Origin of the sequence: Tunturiibacter empetritectus (assembly GCF_013410875.1) — a bacterium.
Lineage (GTDB): Bacteria > Acidobacteriota > Terriglobia > Terriglobales > Acidobacteriaceae > Edaphobacter > Edaphobacter empetritectus.
Map to the genome: position 1 here is coordinate 770,132 of NZ_JACCCU010000001.1, position 17,267 is coordinate 787,398.

The following is a 17,267-nucleotide window of genomic DNA, read 5'->3' on the forward strand; positions in this document are numbered from 1 at the left end:
CAATGGCAGAAGCAGATTCCCTTAGGGAATGACAACAAGAGGGGCAGCGGCTGAAGCAGATTTATTCGGGAATGATACTTTGTCTGCTGTTACTTTTCTTCTGCGGCTTGCTTTGCGGCGATCTCTTCGAGTTGGCGGCGCCAGTCGAGGTCTTCGACGAAGCCGCGGCTGGAGCGCCACTCTTCCTGAACTTTGACGAAGAGTTCGAGGAAGACGCGGGTGCCGAGGAGCGATTCGATGTCTTTGCGGGCTGCGGTGCCGATGCGCTTCAGCATCTCGCCCTGCTTGCCGATGAGGATCGCCTTTTGTCCGGTGCGTTCGCAGAAGATCGCGGCTGAGACCTTCGTCACTGGCAGTTTGCCGTCCTTCGTCTTTTTCATGGACGCGGGCTCTTCGAACTTCTCGATGACGACTGCGGTGGCGTAGGGGACCTCTTCGCCGGTGAGCATGAGAATCTTTTCGCGGATGAGTTCAGCGACGAGGAAGCGCTCCGGTTGGTCGGTCAGTTGATGCTTGGGGAAGTAGCGCTGGCCCTCTTTGAGTTGGCCGACGATCTTCTCGAGGAGAAGATCGAGGCCCTCCTTCTTGCGGGCTGAGATGGGAATCACATCGGCGAAGGGATGAAGCGTGGACCAGTGCGCGATCAGCGGGAGCAGGTCTTTCTTGGGGATCGCGTCCATCTTGTTAAGGACGAGGATGACGGGACATTCGAGCTTTTTGATCAGCGAGAGGGCGAAGTCGTCTTCAGCGGCGGACATGCCCATGCGGCCTGTGGCTTTTCCGCTGTCTTTCTCTCCCAGGGCCTTTGGCAGGCGGTGGGTCACGTCGACGATAAACAGGACGGCGTCGCGCGACTCCAGCGCATCGTGAACCTCCTGCATCATCCTTTTGTCGAGCTGCGTGTCGGGCTTGTGGATGCCGGGTGTGTCGACCAGAACGACCTGCGCGGCGGGATGTCCGGGCTCGCCTTTGGCTTTCTTCTTCAGGGGAACTTCGAGAACGCCGTGGATGCGGGTGCGCGTCGTCTGCGGCTTGTGTGTGACGATAGCCAGCTTCTGCCCGAGCAGGGCGTTCAGCAGAGTGGATTTGCCCGCGTTGGGGCGACCGATGATGGAGACGAAACCGGAGCGAAAGGCCATTCTCCTTATTATGCGCTGTTGCGGTGCCGTAGTTCGTAAGCTCGGCTAAACTGACTCGTATGAACTTCACCAAACTGCGGACTGCTCGCAGATTCGCTCGAGGTCTGGCCCTGTTATCCACTGTCACCGCGCCGCTGTTTCTTTCGGCTCAAGCTGTCAAACCGTTCTCTTCAATCGAGGTTCACTCGGACCGGACGGTGACCTTCGCCTATAAGGATGCCGCGGCCGGCAAGGTGGAGCTCGTGGTGGGCGGGTTGCCGAAGAAGTTGCCCATGAAGAAGGATGCGGCGGGCACCTGGACGGTGACGACGCCGGCGCTGGCGCCCGAGATCTATGGATATCACTTCGAGGCGGACGGCGACTTCCGGCTGGACCCTGCCAATCCGGATACGACGATTAACCTAGTGGATATAGCGAATGAGCTAATAGTACCGGGCGATACGCCGCAGCTGTGGGAGATGACCAACGTTCCGCACGGCGTTCTGCACCACTACAACTACACGACGAATATTGTTCTGGGGCTGCCGCAAAATCAGAGCCGGTACTACGTGTACACGCCGCCGGGCTATGATCCGAAGGCTCCTCAACCTTATCCGGTGCTCTATCTGCTGCACGGATGGAGCGACTCGGACTCGGGCTGGACGGCGGTGGGTCGAGCGGATCTGATGCTCGACAATCTGCTGGCGCAGGGCAAGATCAAGCCGATGGTGGTGGTGATGCCGCTGGGCTACGGGGATATGTCGTTCCTGCACCAGTTTCATGTATGGGAGGATCCTGCCGCTATCGATCGCAACACGGATCTGTTTACCAAGGCGCTGCTTACGGAGGTGCTTCCTCGTGTCGAGGCGGAGTACCACGTGTCGAAGGATCGGAAGGATCGGGCTATCGTTGGACTGTCCATGGGCGGGCTCGAAAGCCTGTCGATCGGGCTGTCGCATACGGACAAGTTTGCGTGGGTGGGGGGATTCAGCTCGGCCGTGCACAATCTTAACTACGAGACCAAACTGGCTGCGCTCGATCCCAGGACGGCGGACCTTCGCCTGCTGTGGGTGGCGTGTGGGACGGAGGATTCGCTGATCGAGCCGAACCGGAAGCTGGTGGAGTTTCTCAAGAACAAGAAGATGGCGGTCAAGCAGATTGAGACTCCTGGGTATCACACGTGGATGGTGTGGCGGGATAACTTGAGCCAGTTTGCGCCGCCGCTGTTTCAGTCGAAGTAAGCTGCTGGGAGAGCGTTATTTGCCTGTTGGAGATGCGTTGACCTCTTTGAGGTAGGCCGGGCTTAGTGTGCCTTTAGTCTTTGCGAGTGCCAGAAGAGTTGGGTAGAACTGGACGAATGTCGTGTCTACGGCGGCGTGCGCCTCGTGGCATTGGTAGCAGGAGCCGGGTCGAGCCACCACTTTGGCGGTGCCTTTAGGGGCGTCGAACTCGAAGAAGCCCCAGCCGCCTTCGAGCTTTGCATCCTTGACGTGCAGCTCGATTCCCATGATCTCTGACGACTGGGTGTGGCCGCTCTGGTTGATCGAGCTGGCCCCTTCAGCACCGCGAATCTCGAGCACGAGCACGGTCTTGTCGGGCCAGGCTCCGGTTTGAAGAAAGGCTCGATAGGAGCTGGGGTTGACGAAGACGTTGTCGAAGGTGGAGTGGCCCGGCATGGAGTGGCCCGGCATGGACGGCTTAGGGCTGTAGCTCATGTCGAGGCCAGAGCTGAGGAAGACCCACTCGCGGTAGTGCTCGGGCATCTTGAACTGGCCGTCTGCCGTGTAGTTTTGGCCGATTGCCTCAACGGTGTCGGGGTAGGACCGGACTGTCTCCTGTTGGGGGAGGATGGTAACCAAAAGTAGTAGAAGCGCGGAACGCAGCATGGGTTAACCTCGATAAATCGGATTCAGGGTCTCATGTCCTCCTGCGGTTCGGGCAGCAGGTTTCGTTCTTGAGGAGAAGAGAAAAGTTGGCCTCCGCATCCAGCACGCCACCTCCGTCTGCGCTTAACTTCGCGGATAATCAGTGCTAGCGCATGGAATCTTTCTTCACACGGTTTAAAAACGTCCTGGTGCTGGTGGCGATTCTGTTGGCCCAGACGATCGGGCTCGCGGTGCAGGTTCGCCGTCCGGTCGAATCGGGCGCACCGGACAGCAGCAAGGTTACGCTTATTCGCTACTGGGCTGTCTCGGTGGTGACGCCGTTTGAGCGGTTTTTTCATGGGATCGGTTATACCTTTCGCCACGGCTGGTCGAACTATGTGGATCTTCGCCATACCAAGCAGGAGAACCACGATCTTCAGGAGCAGATTGCGCGGCTGCGGCTGGAGCAAGCCTCCTTCGCCGAAGACGCCATGCAGGGACATCGGCTACAGGCCATGCTGGACTTTCAGCAGCACTATGTTTCGACTACCGTTGCGGCGCAGGTGATCGGGACGAGCGGCAACGATCTCTCTCGCGTGGTCTATATCGATAAAGGCGCGAAGGATGGTCTCAAGGCAGATCAGGCGGTGATTACTCCGGACGGTATCGTCGGCAAGATCCGCGACGTCTTCCCGCATACCTCGCAGGTGCTGCTGATCAACGACCAGACCTCGGGGGCAGGCGTGCTGCTTGCGACCACGCGGATTCGTGCGATTCTTCGCGGCAGCACTACCGGCCAGATCCTCATCAATAATCTAACTCCGGACGATCGCATCAAGCCCGGCGAACAGGTGCTCAGTTCAGGCGGCGACCAGGTCTATCCGCGCGGACTTTCCGTCGGCACTATCGAGTCGATCAAGGTGGACCCGGATCACCAGCCTTACACACTCATCCAGCTTCGACCCGCGGCTAATCTGAATCAACTTGAGGAGGTTCTGGTGATCACCGGGACCCAGACCACGCTGCCCGTGGCGGCCCAGAGGGATCTGGTCGCAGGAGTGGAGACGGCCGAGGCGCAGGCAACTGCCAAACAGCTTGCGGATCAGCAGGCGGCTGAGGCTGCTGCGCGGTCGGCGGCTCAGATCGTGGCTGACCGTCTGCCCAGCATCCATGAGGGCGACGACGACACGACCAAGAAGGGGGATGCGACAACACCTGCTGCCAAGACTCCGCCCGTCAGCGTGGTTCCGAAGCCCCTTCCGACCCTCCACTCGGATCGTTATTCGCCGGGAGCAACGCCATCGGCAGCCAATCTCAAACCCGGGGCTCCAGAGGCGGCTAATCCGGTTGTGCCACAGACGCCGACGCCAGACACTACGACTCAACCCGCGACACCGAAGCCGGTCCAGCCGAAGCCTCGCAAACCTCAGCCTCCACCGGACTCGGCCCAGCCACAGACCCAGTCCCCTAACCCTCAGCCGTAGCAGTCTGCTAAAAACATCATGGCTACCCGCAGCTTTACATCCCGCCGAGAGCTAGAGCAGCACAGCTTTCCCTCCGCCGTTGCGTTGCTGGTTCCGCTGGGGGCGATCCTTCTGCAGGCGCTGCTACCTCGGCCCTTTCCGCGGCTTGCCATCCTCGACCTCCCCCTGATTGTGACCATCTTCTTTGCCGTCTCGCGCCGCAACCCCGTCGCCGGAACTCTTACCGGCGCGGCCATTGGGCTGCTTCAGGACGCCCTGACCGCACAGCCCATCGGGGTCAACGGCATGGCGAAGTCCGTTATCGGCTACATTGCGGCCAGCATCGGCATCCAGGTTGACGTGGAAAACCTCACGACGCGTATCCTCATCAACTTTGGCTTCTTTCTTATCAATAGCTTTCTGCTCTTTCTCATCAATCGCCGCCTGCTGGGGCTGACGAACTTCCACATCTATTGGGGCCACGAGTTTATCCGTGCCGCGATCAACACGGTGGTCGCGCTTCCCATCTTTTTTCTGCTGGATAACACCAAGCGCAACGACTGAAATGCGAAATCAACCGTCTACACAGTGCTTACGACACAACAGTGGTAGACACAGATCGTCAGCTCTCGCCGTAAACTGAGTTCAGCCATGCAAATGAGCCACCATATCGACCCGAACGACCTCGGCCCCAACGGAAGGGCTGAGAAGGTCTCTGCGGGAAAGCTTCATGCGGCCCAATATATTGTTGCGGGCATTCTGATCGTGCTGATTACCGGGCTCTGGCGCCTGCAGGTTCTGGGGGCGGACAACTTCCGCGCGCTCGCCGAAGCCAATCGCATTCGCAAGGTTCCTATCCTCGCTCCACGTGGCCGCCTCTTCGATCGCGAGGGCCGGCTGCTTGTCGACAACTATCCTTCGGTCTCCTGCTACCTGCTGCGTGAGCAGGTGAAAGACTTCGACGCCGATCTGCCTCTGATCTCGCAGGGTCTGCACATTCCCATCGAGCAGATTCAGGCCACGCTGCGTCGCTACCAGATCGCGCCGAAGTATCAGCCTATTCCGCTGAAACAGGACATCTCTCCCGACGAGCAGGCCTTCATCGCCGCGCATCGCGATGAACTCCCCGAGCTCGAAACTCTCGACGAGCAGCGCCGCCTCTACCCTCGCGACGGGTTTGCCGCGCACCTGATCGGGTATGTTGGCGAGGTTTCGGAGCAGATGCTCGACGACCCGCGTTATGCGTTTTATTCTCCCGGCGATGTGGTCGGGCGCTCCGGCGTGGAACAGACTTACGACTCTCTGCTTCGCGGGAAAGATGGCAGCCGCGATGTCATCGTCAATAGCCACGGCAAGGAGCTTGGGCACCTTGGGCAAGAGCTTGCCGTTCCCGGAAAAGACTTGAAACTCACCATCGATCTTGACCTCCAGATCGCCGCGGAAAAAGCTCTCGATGGCAAGAACGGCGCGATCGTCGCGATGGACCCTCACACCGGCGAGATTCTCGCGATGGTCTCTCGCCCGACCTATGATCCTAATCAGTTCTCTGTCCGGCTCACCAAAAACTACTGGAACGAGATCATCAACAATCCCGACCACCCGCTGCTGAACAAGAGCCTTCAGGCGCAGCTTGCTCCGGGCAGCACCTTTAAGATCATCATGTCAGTCGCGGGCCTGCAGGAGAATGTGGCGCAGACGATGCATGTAAGCTGCAACGGCGGTGCCGAGTTTTACGGCCACTTCTACGCTTGCGACAAACATCACGGTGCGGTGGACATCAACAACGCGATCCCGTACTCCTGCGACACCTTCTACTACACGCTCGCTAATCGTCTCGGCATCGACACGATCGCGAAGTATGCGACCTCCGTCGGCCTGGGTCAGAAGACCGGCATCGACCTGCCAGATGAAGTTGCCGGTACGATGCCCTCTACCGCATGGAAGCTGAAGACTCAGCATGACAAGTGGTTCGCTGGCGAGACCATCTCGGTCGGCATCGGTCAGGGCGCGGTGACGGCGACACCGATGCAACTGGCGCGTGCGCTCAGCGGCATTGCATCCGGCGGAGTCTTGCGCCGTCCTCACGTTGTATTTGCTGACGAGGTTCCGCCGGAGATGCAGCAGGCGATTCAGGAGTCCTTCCCTGGCTCGGGTAATGCGACCATCCCGCTGACGACGGAGAATTGGGAGCTCATTACCAATGCCATGGCAGCGGTCACTACCACGGGAACAGCCGCCGAAGCTCACTTGGAAGGTATTGATTTCGCGGGCAAGACCGGGACTGCTCAGGTCATCGGCCATGACGCTCTCGCCAAAACCAATAAAGGTCACAATACCCAACCCAATGCCTGGTTTGTCGGCATGGCTCCGCGACGCAATCCTGACATCGTCGTTGCTGTGCTCTGGGAGCATGGCAACTGGGGCAACAACTCGGCCAAGCTCGCCTCCCAGATCATTGACGCGTATGTGAACAAGCAGCGCAAACTGGACAACAACATCCGTATCGCAGCGACACCTGAGCCTGCCAAGCCTGAACCTGCCAAGCCCACGACTCCCACCAGCGAATCGCCAACTGTACCGAGCGCCGAATAGGACAGACCAGACATGCCACGCCTCTCCTCATATCGCGACTTCGACTGGGTCCTTCTTGGATTCGTGCTGCTGCTCTCGCTGATCTCGGTACTTGAGATCAAGTCGGCTACGCTGCACACCAAGTTTCACGGCTTCGACCACAAGCAGATCCAGTTCCTTGCTGGTGGCATCTTCCTGATGTTTGTCATCTCGCTGATCGACTATCACCGGCTGATCGATATCATCCATTGGGCCTATGGCGTCAGCGTACTGTCGTTGATTGCTGTCCTGATCGTTGGGACCAAGGTTCTGGGCGGTCGCCGTTGGATTAAATTTCCCGGTGGCATTCACTTTCAGCCGTCTGAGTGGGTGAAGTTGGTTCTAATCCTCGCGGTGGCCCGCTACTTCTGGGGGCTGGCAGGGAAGGAGCTTACGTGGGGCGATATCGGCAAGGCTGCGGCTATGGTTATGGTGCCGATGGCGCTCGTGCTCAAGCAGCCGGATCTTGGGACTGCGTTGACCTATCTGCCAATCTTGATCTGCGGGTTATTTCTGGGCGGCATCCGCGTCAAGCAGGTTGGCCTGGTCGTGCTGGCGATTGCGCTTATCGGTGGCGTCGCGTGGAAGAGCGGTAAACATCTGAAGCCGTATCAGCAGGCGCGCATCAACGCGTTCATGGATCCGGACTCCGATCCGCGCGGCTCCGGCTACCAGATCCGCCAATCTCTCATCGCAGTTGGCTCAGGCGGCATTTGGGGCAAGGGCGCGAACAAGGGTACCCAGACGCAGGGCGATTTTCTTCCCATCCCTTACACAGACTTTATCTTTGCGGCCTTCTGCGAAGAGCACGGCTTCGTGGGCGCGATCGGGGTTCTGCTGCTCTACTTTCTGATTCTGATGCGTTTAATTCAGAACGCCCAGACCGCCTCCGATCTTCCCGGCAGCTTCATCATCATGGGGGTGGTCGCAGTAATCGTCTTTCAGATCGCCGTGAACGTTGGCATGGTCGTGGGCCTGATGCCAGTTACGGGCATTCCTCTGCCGTTGCTGAGCTATGGCGGTTCGTCGGTTCTGTTTACTTTTCTGTCGCTTGGAATCGTGATGAACATCCGCATGCGGCGGTTCGTGAATTAGCGGATTGCAAGGAGTTACAGCTTGTCAACAAAGGAATGTGAATGCCGTGTGGCTTTTGCAGCAGCTTTAGTGCAATACTGTTAGCAACACCTGTTCGGCTGTAGATGCCGCTCAGTGTACCCCGCTACTCGGGCGCACGGTCGCCAGTCAGCGGCAACAAAAGACTTTTTAGAAGAAAAGGCCGGCCAGCCAGAGACATCGATCCGTTGGCCGGACAGGTTTTAGGGAATGATTGCATCCGGATGGCGAACGGCCCCGCCTCAAGTCTTTGATTTTGAGGTTGTTCTGGCCACAAACTCCGCATGTTTCGAATTGCTTGAAGCACTCCCCCGTGTCCCCGATCTACCCGGTATTGCCCTAGGCGCGCTCCCCTTGAGCGCGCCTAGGGCAGAGCTGCACTCCTACCTCGCACCGGTTGTCGAGTCTTGTTCACGAGCTTCCGCAGCCCGTAATCTGTCCGCTCTACGGTGAGCCACACCTGCCCTCCGGGTCAGGCGAACTCCTGATTGTTCTCTGTCGCGTCTGCCGCTCGAACCTCATAGAGGCCGGGCAGAAAGAGCACAGCGAATGTCGAAAGAAATTTACATCTCCAGTACCCCTCACGAGACTCGTCTCGCCATCGTCGAAAATGACGATCTAACCGAAATTTATTACGAGCGCGAGAACGAATACACTCTCGCTGGATCCATCTATAACGGTAAAGTCACCCGCGTTCTGCCAGGCATGCAGTCCTCCTTCGTGGATATTGGCCTCGAGCGCGACGCCTTCCTTTACATCACGGATTTTATGGAGGAGGCCGGCGATTCGGCTGACTTCGATACCAACGGCGACTCCGGCCGTCGCTCCGAAGCGCGCCGCAACGACCGTGGCGAACGCAACGGCAGCCCCACCACCATCGAAGGCACGGTAGCCAGCCCTCCGGGCCGGCTCGACCAAACCAGCGACTCTAGTGTCCGCACCTCCGAGCGCACAGACCGCGGCGAGCGGGGTGATCGAGGTGGACGTAGCGACCGTGGTCGTGGCGGCAGAGGCCGTCGTGACCGTGGTGGCAACCGTGACCGCCAGCCTGTTGCCGATACCCCTGCCCCTATTTCACAGGATGACAGCTTCAACGCCCCTGTGGCCGACTACTTCTCTGCCGATCAGCCGACTGAAAATGCCATCGACCGAAACGACGCGGGCGAGATTGGCGAAGGAGCGCCTGGCGCTGACGGCAGCCGTCGCTGGCGTGGCCGTCGTGGCCGTCGCCGTGGCCGTGGGCCGGGTCAACGCGACGAGTCGCCGAACGTCGCCAGTGCCACTCCGGATAACGTCACCAGTGAAGCCGCCTATGACGAAGAATCTTTCGACATCGACGGAACTGCCGCACCTGTCGCGCCTGCCAGCAGCACGACTGCGCCGATCGCCTCTGCCTATGACGCCGAGACAAGCACCTCTACTCCGGAGAACGCGGACCGTGGCAATCGCGACCGGGGTAACGACCGTGGTGCGCGCAATGATCGCGGAGACCGTAATCGTGGAGGCCGCAACGACCGCGGCAACCGAGGAGATCGCGGCGGACGTGACCGCGAGCCACGCGTCCCTCGCGGCTTTGCTCCCAAGACTGCGCTCTACGGCGTGGACGACGCACCCGCCTACGATCAGGCTCCGGAGCTCAACGCCAATGCGCCCGAGCCCATCGTTCTCCCTGGCGAGTCGCTCTCAAAGTACCGCAAGGGCGGCGAGGAGCCAGTAGTCACATCGTCCAAGCCTACTGAGACCAACGTCATCATTCCATCCGCGCCTGAGTTCAGCATCCCGGAAGGCTGGGACGGCGGTTCGACTCTCCCGGGCGAGTCTCTCTCACGCCATCGTCGCAATGAACCCCGCACAGAGAGCCGCAACCAGCCCCGCGCAGAGCATCGCCAGGTGGCTCGCACCGACTACCGAAATAACAGTCCTGCGCCTTCTCTGCCTCGCGCCGAAGTCATTCGCGAAGCAGATGGATTCAGCGTTGGCGAGACGATTGAGGAGCAGCCGGAGGTTCTTTTCGCAGCGCATCCCGACCACACCTCGAACGAACAACCACAGCACGAGACACCAGCCGTGCCCGTCGAGTATGAACCCACCGACGCCTCTGCCTCCTACCGCCTCGATCCCGCAGCTCCCAGCGAGTATCGCCAGAGCGCGCCTGTGCTCGATGCGCCTGAGGAGGTTCTCGCAGAGACTCATGCCGAGCCGCAAGCTCACGATCACAGCGCGGCCCACAGCATCACGCCTGCTCCGGGTGAGCATGTTGCGCAGCTTCACACCGAGCCTGCGCACGCCGCCTACGAACCATTTGACTGGCAGACCCCGGCCGCAACCCATGTTGAGCCTGAAGTCTTCGCCGAGACGGCTCCCGCGCCGCACGAGCTGACCACGCTTCACGCCACCGGCGAGATGCACTCTGAGGCTCCGGTCGCGATCTTTACGCCCGAGCATGCCACCGAAACTGTCTCACCGATTGAGCACGAGACTGCCGTCGCGAATCCAGCCGATAACGTCGTCGCAGACCAGGCGGCTCCGCAGCACTTCGCGCCTGGCATCGGCTCGCTGGAGGAGGAGACGCTCGACGAGGAAGACTTCAGCACCACCCTTCACGCCAGCTCCATCGAAGAGATGGACGACTTTGAGGAAGAAGAGACTCTTGAAGGCGCAGCCGATCTTGGCACCATGATCCGCGAGATGTCCATCGACCAGATCACGCGCTCCGGCAACGTGGACGAGGAAGAGGAGGACGACCTCGAAGAAGAGGACGCCATCTACGATCCTCTCGTCGGGGATCTTGAGGACACGGAGGAAGAAGATCTCGACGAGTCTGACACCGAAGAGGATGTTCTGCATGAAGAGTTCGTGGAAGGCGACGAAGCAGCTGCCAATGGCTTCGATCAAGCGCAGGCTGGTACTGCAGCTCCCACAACTGATCGCAATCGCGACCAGGACCGTGGTCGTGGCCGACGCGATGGTCGACGTGATGGCCGCCGCGGAGACCGCTATGGCCGCAGCAGTGATAGAAACGACCGCCCCCGCAACACCGGCGGCGCAGGCGACCGCGAGCGTGCCAGCGGTGGCCGCGATCGACGTGGTGGCCGCAGCTCGATGCAGTCCACTAATCTTCCGGCGATCAGCGAACTCCTCAAGCCGGGACAAGAGATCCTGGTTCAAATCGCCAAGGAACCCATCGCAAAGAAGGGTGCGCGTATCACGTCGCACATTGCATTGCCTGGCCGCTTCCTCGTCTTCATGCCGACCGTCAATCACACTGGCGTCTCCCGCAAGATCGAATCCGATGGCGAACGCCGACGTCTGAAGGAGATTCTGCTCAGCGAAAAGGGCGAGGCCTCGGGCGGGTTCATCGTTCGCACTGCCGCATCGGGAGCTAGCGAAGAGGAGCTTCGGTCTGACCTCCGCTTCCTCCTCAACCTCTGGGCTGATATCAAGCAGCGCTCCGAGTCCTCGAAGTCTCCCGCGCTGATCTATCATGATCTGAATCTCGTTGAACGCATCCTTCGCGATCAGGTTACGGACAACTTCTCCGCGATCTGGGTCGACAGCGAGAGCGAGTACGAGCGTGTTCTGCGCTTCCTGCAGCGCTTCCAGCCATCGCTGATTCGTCGCGTCAAGCTCTACACCAAAGAGACTCCACTCTTCGAGCAGTTCGGCATCACCGAAGAGATCAACAAGGCGCTCCGCTCCAAGGTGTGGCTTAAGTCCGGCGGCTCCATCGTCATCAACCAGACCGAGGCGCTCGTTGCAATCGACATCAACACCGGCAAGTTCGTCGGCAAGACGGCTCGCCTCGAAGACACCATCGTCAAGACCAACCTTGATGCGATCCCGGAGATCGTTCGTCAGATTCGCCTGCGCGATCTCGGCGGCATCATCATCATCGACTTCATCGATATGGACGAGCGCAAGAACCGTAACAAGGTGATGGCTGCTCTCGAAGAGGAGTTGAAGACCGATCGCGCTCCTTCGAAGGTTCTTCAGTTCAACGACTTTGGCCTGGTCGCGATCACTCGCAAGCGAGTGAAGCAGTCGCTCGAGCGTACGCTGTCCACTACCTGCAACATCTGCACCGGTACCGGCATGGTCAAATCGCCCGTCACCGTGTGCAACGACATCTACATCGAGATGCGCAAGATGCAGAAGCATCTCGACCGCGGCGATGTGATGCTTCGCGTCAACCCGGAGGTCGTCAAACAGCTCAAGGCTCCAGGCACCAAGTGGCTTCAGGAGATGGAGGAGATGGTCGGCAAGACGATCCTCGTCAAATCCGATCCCAGCCTGCACCCTGAGCAGTTCGACATTCACTAGACCGCTGTTTCGGAGAGCAATTACGGGCTTCAGCCTGTGGCGAAACTCCAAAAACAAGATCGAACCAAGGCATGAGATACTACGGGCGTCCAAACCATCAGGGCGCCCGTAACTATTCTTTCCTCAGTATCTTCTGGCCAACGTAAAATGTAAAAACTCCACCGGAGTGTCATCCTAAACGACATTTCCTGCGTCTTACACAACAAGCGCGCTAGAGTCGGGTTCAAGCCCATGAAGAACCTCACAGCACCAAGGGAGCCACACAAAGATGCACACCACGATCATTGGGAATCGCCTACACCGTATCCTTGGCCGTACCGCGGCAGTCGCTTTTTTTGCAGCTGCAGGGACCCTGGGCCTTCACGCGCAACAGTCTGCCGGTACCGCATCGCCGTTGCCGCCGGTTAATTTAAAAGCGAGTCTTGTTGCACCGCTCAATCTTTCCACTCCGGACGATCTTGGCTACAGCAGTAGCACGGGCAGCTCCGAGACCGCCAGCGCCGTGGACTTCAATCTCAGCAGTGATGCAAACCAGCCCCCGCCGCGTCGCCGTTACAGCCGTCCAAACTACAGCGATAGCCATACCAATCCTGACGGTTCCGCGAAGTACACCTTCCTTGTAGGTGGTGGCTTCACATTACCGACCGGCGGAACCCACAACTACGCAACGCCAAGTTGGAAGATCCAGGCTGGCATTGGGCGCAACTTCAACAAGACCTTCGGAGTCATCGCCCAGTTCGACTACGATAAGTTCGGCTTTCAGACTAGTACTCTCAATAACCAGCTTGCCATCTACAACGGATTGTGCACCTCGGCGGCCCAAGCCGCCGGCAACTGCTCGCTGATCCCTCAACTGGGCGGCAACATCCACCAATGGTCCTTCACGCTCAATCCAATCGTGAACTACTATACGTCCGATACCTTTGGGGCATATGTCGTCGGTGGCCTTGGCTTCTATCACAAATACACCAACTTCACGACTCCTGTGACTGGCACATGTTTCGACCCATACTATGGCTACTACCAGTGCTCGGCCAATCAATCCATCGACTGGTATACGAGCAATGCCTTCGGTGTGAACGGCGGCCTTGGCATTACCTACAAGCTCTCGCGTTTTGCCTCGACGAAGTTCTACGCTGAGGCTCGGTATGTCTGGACTGACAATCAGAAGCGCCCGTTCGATGTCAGCGGCACTACAAGCTACTTCAATGCGTTTCCGCAGGCCAGCGCGCGGACGACATATATTCCGGTTACCTTTGGTGTTCGCTTTTAGCGGCTATCTGCTGGGTGCAGCTGCAAAAGGCAAAAGAAGAGAGGCACGCCGCCTCTCTCCTTTTGTTTAAATCCTGATCTTGTGACGATCAAGACACGCTGGTTCTTTGCCCGTTTCCGAAAGGGCTATCGTAGTCGAAGAAAAAATCCTGCACCCACGCCGGCCACCGTTGCCAGGCTCATCAGCATCTGATGTCCGACTCCGCGCTGACGCATCTCCCAGGTATTTGTCCACAAGACTCCCATGAGAACGGCCATCAAAGACAGGCTGCCAATCCACGGAGAGTGATCCGTGCCCAGAACGAGCGCCGCCGCAAAGCCTCCCACCGCTGTGCACACCAGCCAAACCCCATCCTGAAGAAGCTTGTACGTCGATGTGATTCGATGGTCCCGCGCGACCAGATCGGGCAAAAACCTGGCAATGGAGAACGTGGCCGCCATCGACAGACCCACCGTCAGCAGATACCCAAGAACGATTGCAACGAGAAGAAAAGCGCCAGTGATCATGAGCCTGTTTTGGTCTCCTGCGCCGCGATGTTGCCTGCAGATCTTCTGGAGACTTGATGGTCAGTCTATCAGCCAGTCAGTCTATCAGCCTCAATCGTCTAAACGCCCACCGGATAAGGCTTCTCGTGCATCTCTTGATCGGGACCGCGGCTCCGTTCGAAACGACCCTGCAGCAGGCTCAATAAGCCTGTGTACCAGTACCCGAAGACAAACAGCACGAGAAAGGGCACCGTAAAGAAGTTCTCCGTCGAAATTGCGTAGTAAACCGTCCAGGCAAAGTAGCATCCGATCGCCATCTCGATCCAGGGAATGATGCCCAGCCGTTTGCGATACACCTTCGCCTGACTCTTCTCGCCCTTCTTCTTCACGCTGTACTTCGGTGTCCTTGCAAATGCGCTCTTCACTCCAAACAGCGCCTCCATTACAGCCTTGGTATTTGTAATGGTCAATCCAACTCCACCCAGCGCCATGACGAACGGCACGTAGATGATCGACTTGTACCAGCTCTTCGGATAGAGCTCCTTCTGGCTCACCATGTAGAACGTTGAAACCGACATGGTGCTTGCGATGAACAGAGGAAAGTCGATCAGCAGCATCTGGATATAACCCTGCCAACTGCGGATAATCATCGCCGGCATCAACAGCACACTCAGCACGATCATCAGTGGATAGCTGATATTCGCCGTCAGGTGATACCAGGCCTCGAGTTTCGTATGCCAGGGTGCATCGCTCTTCAACACTCGCGGCAGAATCTTCTTCCCCGTCTGGATCAGGCCTTTCGCCCATCGCGCCTGCTGCGTCTTGAAGGCAGTCATCTCAATCGGCAGCTCAGCGGGACATTCGACGTCCTGCAGATATTTGAACTGCCATCCCACCAGCTGAGCCCGATAGCTCAGGTCCGTATCCTCGGTCAAGGTGTCGTGTTGCCAGCCGCCTGCGGTTGAGATCGTCTCTCGCCGCCACATCCCAGCCGTGCCGTTGAAGTTAAAGAAGACTCCAGCCCGGCTTCGGCCTCCGTGCTCCAACACAAAGTGCCCATCCAGCAGAATTGCTTCGACCTGCGTCAGGAAGCTGTAGTTTCGGTTCAGGTGCGTCCACCGCGTCTGCACCATACCGATCTCCGGCTGCGCGAAGTGGTGAATCACCTGCATGACCCACTGGCGCGGCGGCACAAAGTCCGCATCGAAGATGGCCACAAACTCGCCCCGGGCAACGTCGAGTCCTTTGTCCAGAGCTCCCGCCTTATACCCATGCCGGTTGCTGCGATGCAGATACACAATTGGCTGCGGGTCCATGCCGACAAATCCGCGCGCATAGCGTTCGACTATCTCCCGTGCCACCTCGGTCGTCTCATCGGTCGAGTCGTCCAGCACCTGAACTTCAAACCGGTCTCGCGGATAGTCCAGGCTGCATACCGCCTCGATCAGGCGCTCGATCACAAACTGTTCATTGAAGATCGGCAGCTGAATCGTGACAAATGGCAGCTGCCCCTCTGCGAACCGCATCGGCGGCTCACTCCACTTCGCAGCGTTCTTCTTGTTTTTGAAGTAGAGCCACACGAGCTGATAGCGGTGAATCCCATAAAATGCCAGAATAATCATGACGATGAAGTAGGGAATCAGCATTGCCGTATCGAAGGCATTCCATCGATACAGATGCTCGAACGTCTTGTCTGCGTAGTGGGTCTTCCAATAGTGACCGAAGCCCTTTGGACCGACCAGCAACCCGAGTTGGGACGTCAGTGTTTGAAGAGAGAATTGCAGGGTCGTTGCTCCACGAAAGGTTCGGGGGTACCCAACCGATTCTACGCGAATCACCGCTTGAAATCGGGTTAAGACGGCTGTACTTCAGCAAGAGACAACGACTGCTCTTAGTTCAAGAACATTGTCCGGTAGGCCGTATCGCGTTGCACCGGCTTGAATCCTGCGTCACGAATCACATGCCGCAACTGCTCCTCAGTCGCCGCATTGGCGCCCTCAGCGTGCAGGACACTGCCTACATCGTTGCCACCGAAGCGAAGTCCGACCTGCAACACTTTGAGTCCCTGCGTTTCGAGGTTCGACTGCACATTCTCGATGTTGTCGAGGGCCATGCGCGAGATGGCCAGCGTCTTCAAATACTCGACTGCCGTTGCCTCCTCAAACCCCGGCATGGACGCGGCTTTTGGCGCGAAGCTCCACGGCGTGAACGAGGCAAAACCGTTTGTCTCTTCCTGCAGACTGCGCAGTGCTTCAAGGTGATTGATGCGGTGCTCCATCGTTTCGCCACCGCCGAAGACCATCGTCGCAGTGGTTGGCATGCCGAGCCTATGGGCGGCGCGATGGACTGCGAGCCAGTCTGCTGTGGTCCACTTTGTACGCGTACCCTGCTGTACGGCGTCGTCGAGAATACCCGCGTCATCACCGGGGATTGAGTCCAGTCCGGCGTCGTGCAGGCGCGCGATCGTGTCCTCTACTGTGGCTCCGGTTTGGTTCGCGATGGAGAGGATCTCGCTGGCCGAGAGGGAGTGCAGCCAGAGGGTAGGGAAGCGTCTCTTGATGCTACGAAAGAGCCCGTCAAACCAGGAGATTGTGAGCGCCGGGGTTACTTCGCCCTGCAGCGTCACGCCGTGGCCGCCTCTCTCCAGGATGTGGGAGATCTCTTCGCAGAGCTGATCAAAACCCGCGCCAGTCGCGGACTGTGTGTAGGAGACTCTTCCGTCGATCGCGTAGCTTACGACACCTTCGGGGTGCAGACGGCGGCGTACGGCGTCGGCTTCCATTCCAATTCCAATCAGATCATCGCTGCGAAAGCAGTCCAACGCTTCGGTTCGGCTAATTCCCATGCTTCCATTCTACGGTTTTTACGTAAAACAATCTGGAGGCGAGAATGGTGGTTTTTCAGAGGTATTTGTGATTTTGATGTGTTTTGCTGTGGTGAAAACGTGGTGAGGTTGTGGTGATACGTGTGGCTGACGTGGTGTTTTAGCCGCCACGTTTTCGCTGCCAAAAAATACGCCA

General features: G+C 58.4%; 12 protein-coding genes. 7 read left to right on the top strand and 5 right to left on the bottom strand.

All coding sequences use genetic code 11. The features are described 5' to 3' along the window. Nucleotides 1-89 precede the first annotated feature (89 nt). Complete coding sequence (gene era / locus HDF08_RS03250; RefSeq protein ID WP_179637169.1) at nt 90-1,139, bottom strand: GTPase Era; 1,050 nt, start codon at nt 1,137-1,139, stop codon at nt 90-92. A 59-nt stretch (nt 1,140-1,198) separates the two neighbouring features. On the opposite strand from era, the gene HDF08_RS03255 reads away from it, so the two are divergent. After that, nucleotides 1,199-2,359: an alpha/beta hydrolase gene (locus HDF08_RS03255; RefSeq protein ID WP_179637171.1), complete on the top strand. Its 1,161-nt coding sequence runs from the start codon at nt 1,199-1,201 to the stop codon at nt 2,357-2,359. Nucleotides 2,360-2,374: 15 nt separating this feature from the next. Here the strand turns inward: HDF08_RS03255 and HDF08_RS03260 are convergent, their stop codons facing one another. Then, entirely contained in the window at nt 2,375-3,004 is a 630-nt protein-coding gene (locus tag HDF08_RS03260; RefSeq protein ID WP_179637173.1) for a cytochrome P460 family protein, read from the bottom strand. 152 nt (nt 3,005-3,156) lie between these two features. On the opposite strand from HDF08_RS03260, the gene mreC reads away from it, so the two are divergent. The 6 genes from mreC to HDF08_RS03290 all read left to right on the top strand — a co-directional run bounded on the left by mreC (nt 3,157) and on the right by HDF08_RS03290 (nt 13,762). Beyond that, entirely contained in the window at nt 3,157-4,467 is a 1,311-nt protein-coding gene (gene mreC / locus HDF08_RS03265) for a rod shape-determining protein MreC (RefSeq protein WP_179637175.1), read from the top strand. Between the two features lie 18 nt (nt 4,468-4,485). Then, nucleotides 4,486-5,010 carry a rod shape-determining protein MreD gene (mreD, locus tag HDF08_RS03270; RefSeq protein ID WP_179637176.1) on the top strand — a complete coding sequence of 175 codons (525 nt, stop codon included), beginning with the start codon at nt 4,486-4,488 and terminating at the stop codon, nt 5,008-5,010. An 87-nt stretch (nt 5,011-5,097) separates the two neighbouring features. After that, nucleotides 5,098-7,038: a penicillin-binding protein 2 gene (mrdA, locus tag HDF08_RS03275; protein ID WP_179637177.1), complete on the top strand. Its 1,941-nt coding sequence runs from the start codon at nt 5,098-5,100 to the stop codon at nt 7,036-7,038. Nucleotides 7,039-7,050: 12 nt separating this feature from the next. After that, nucleotides 7,051-8,151 carry a rod shape-determining protein RodA gene (gene rodA / locus HDF08_RS03280; RefSeq protein WP_179637178.1) on the top strand — a complete coding sequence of 367 codons (1,101 nt, stop codon included), beginning with the start codon at nt 7,051-7,053 and terminating at the stop codon, nt 8,149-8,151. Nucleotides 8,152-8,718: 567 nt separating this feature from the next. Continuing rightward, nucleotides 8,719-12,489 (top strand): Rne/Rng family ribonuclease, encoded by a 3,771-nt coding sequence (locus HDF08_RS03285; protein ID WP_179637179.1) that lies wholly within the window; start codon nt 8,719-8,721, stop codon nt 12,487-12,489. Nucleotides 12,490-12,757: 268 nt separating this feature from the next. Then, the gene (locus HDF08_RS03290; RefSeq protein WP_179637180.1) at nt 12,758-13,762 is read left to right on the top strand and encodes an outer membrane beta-barrel protein; all 1,005 of its coding nucleotides are present in this window, start codon (nt 12,758-12,760) and stop codon (nt 13,760-13,762) included. Nucleotides 13,763-13,887: 125 nt separating this feature from the next. Here HDF08_RS03290 and HDF08_RS03295 read toward each other — a convergent pair whose 3' ends face one another. The 3 genes from HDF08_RS03295 to HDF08_RS03305 all read right to left on the bottom strand — a co-directional run bounded on the left by HDF08_RS03295 (nt 13,888) and on the right by HDF08_RS03305 (nt 17,092). Next, nucleotides 13,888-14,268: a hypothetical protein gene (locus tag HDF08_RS03295; RefSeq protein WP_179637181.1), complete on the bottom strand. Its 381-nt coding sequence runs from the start codon at nt 14,266-14,268 to the stop codon at nt 13,888-13,890. A gap of 98 nt (nt 14,269-14,366) precedes the next feature. Next, a complete protein-coding gene (locus HDF08_RS03300) occupies nt 14,367-15,869 on the bottom strand; it encodes a glycosyltransferase (protein ID WP_257031029.1) in 1,503 nt (500 codons plus the stop codon). Between the two features lie 269 nt (nt 15,870-16,138). Continuing rightward, nucleotides 16,139-17,092: a radical SAM protein gene (locus HDF08_RS03305; RefSeq protein WP_179637182.1), complete on the bottom strand. Its 954-nt coding sequence runs from the start codon at nt 17,090-17,092 to the stop codon at nt 16,139-16,141. Between the last annotated feature and the right edge of the window lie 175 nt (nt 17,093-17,267).

Bases quoted from the DNA above. Each gene is read 5' to 3' on its own strand.
- era (WP_179637169.1), bottom strand. From the start codon at position 1,139: ATGGCCTTTCGCTCCGGTTTCGTCTCCATCATCGGTCGCCCCAACGCG.
- HDF08_RS03255 (WP_179637171.1), top strand. From the start codon at position 1,199: ATGAACTTCACCAAACTGCGGACTGCTCGCAGATTCGCTCGAGGTCTG.
- HDF08_RS03260 (WP_179637173.1), bottom strand. From the start codon at position 3,004: ATGCTGCGTTCCGCGCTTCTACTACTTTTGGTTACCATCCTCCCCCAA.
- mreC (WP_179637175.1), top strand. From the start codon at position 3,157: ATGGAATCTTTCTTCACACGGTTTAAAAACGTCCTGGTGCTGGTGGCG.
- mreD (WP_179637176.1), top strand. From the start codon at position 4,486: ATGGCTACCCGCAGCTTTACATCCCGCCGAGAGCTAGAGCAGCACAGC.
- mrdA (WP_179637177.1), top strand. From the start codon at position 5,098: ATGCAAATGAGCCACCATATCGACCCGAACGACCTCGGCCCCAACGGA.
- rodA (WP_179637178.1), top strand. From the start codon at position 7,051: ATGCCACGCCTCTCCTCATATCGCGACTTCGACTGGGTCCTTCTTGGA.
- HDF08_RS03285 (WP_179637179.1), top strand. From the start codon at position 8,719: ATGTCGAAAGAAATTTACATCTCCAGTACCCCTCACGAGACTCGTCTC.
- HDF08_RS03290 (WP_179637180.1), top strand. From the start codon at position 12,758: ATGCACACCACGATCATTGGGAATCGCCTACACCGTATCCTTGGCCGT.
- HDF08_RS03295 (WP_179637181.1), bottom strand. From the start codon at position 14,268: ATGATCACTGGCGCTTTTCTTCTCGTTGCAATCGTTCTTGGGTATCTG.
- HDF08_RS03300 (WP_257031029.1), bottom strand. From the start codon at position 15,869: ATGATTATTCTGGCATTTTATGGGATTCACCGCTATCAGCTCGTGTGG.
- HDF08_RS03305 (WP_179637182.1), bottom strand. From the start codon at position 17,092: ATGGGAATTAGCCGAACCGAAGCGTTGGACTGCTTTCGCAGCGATGAT.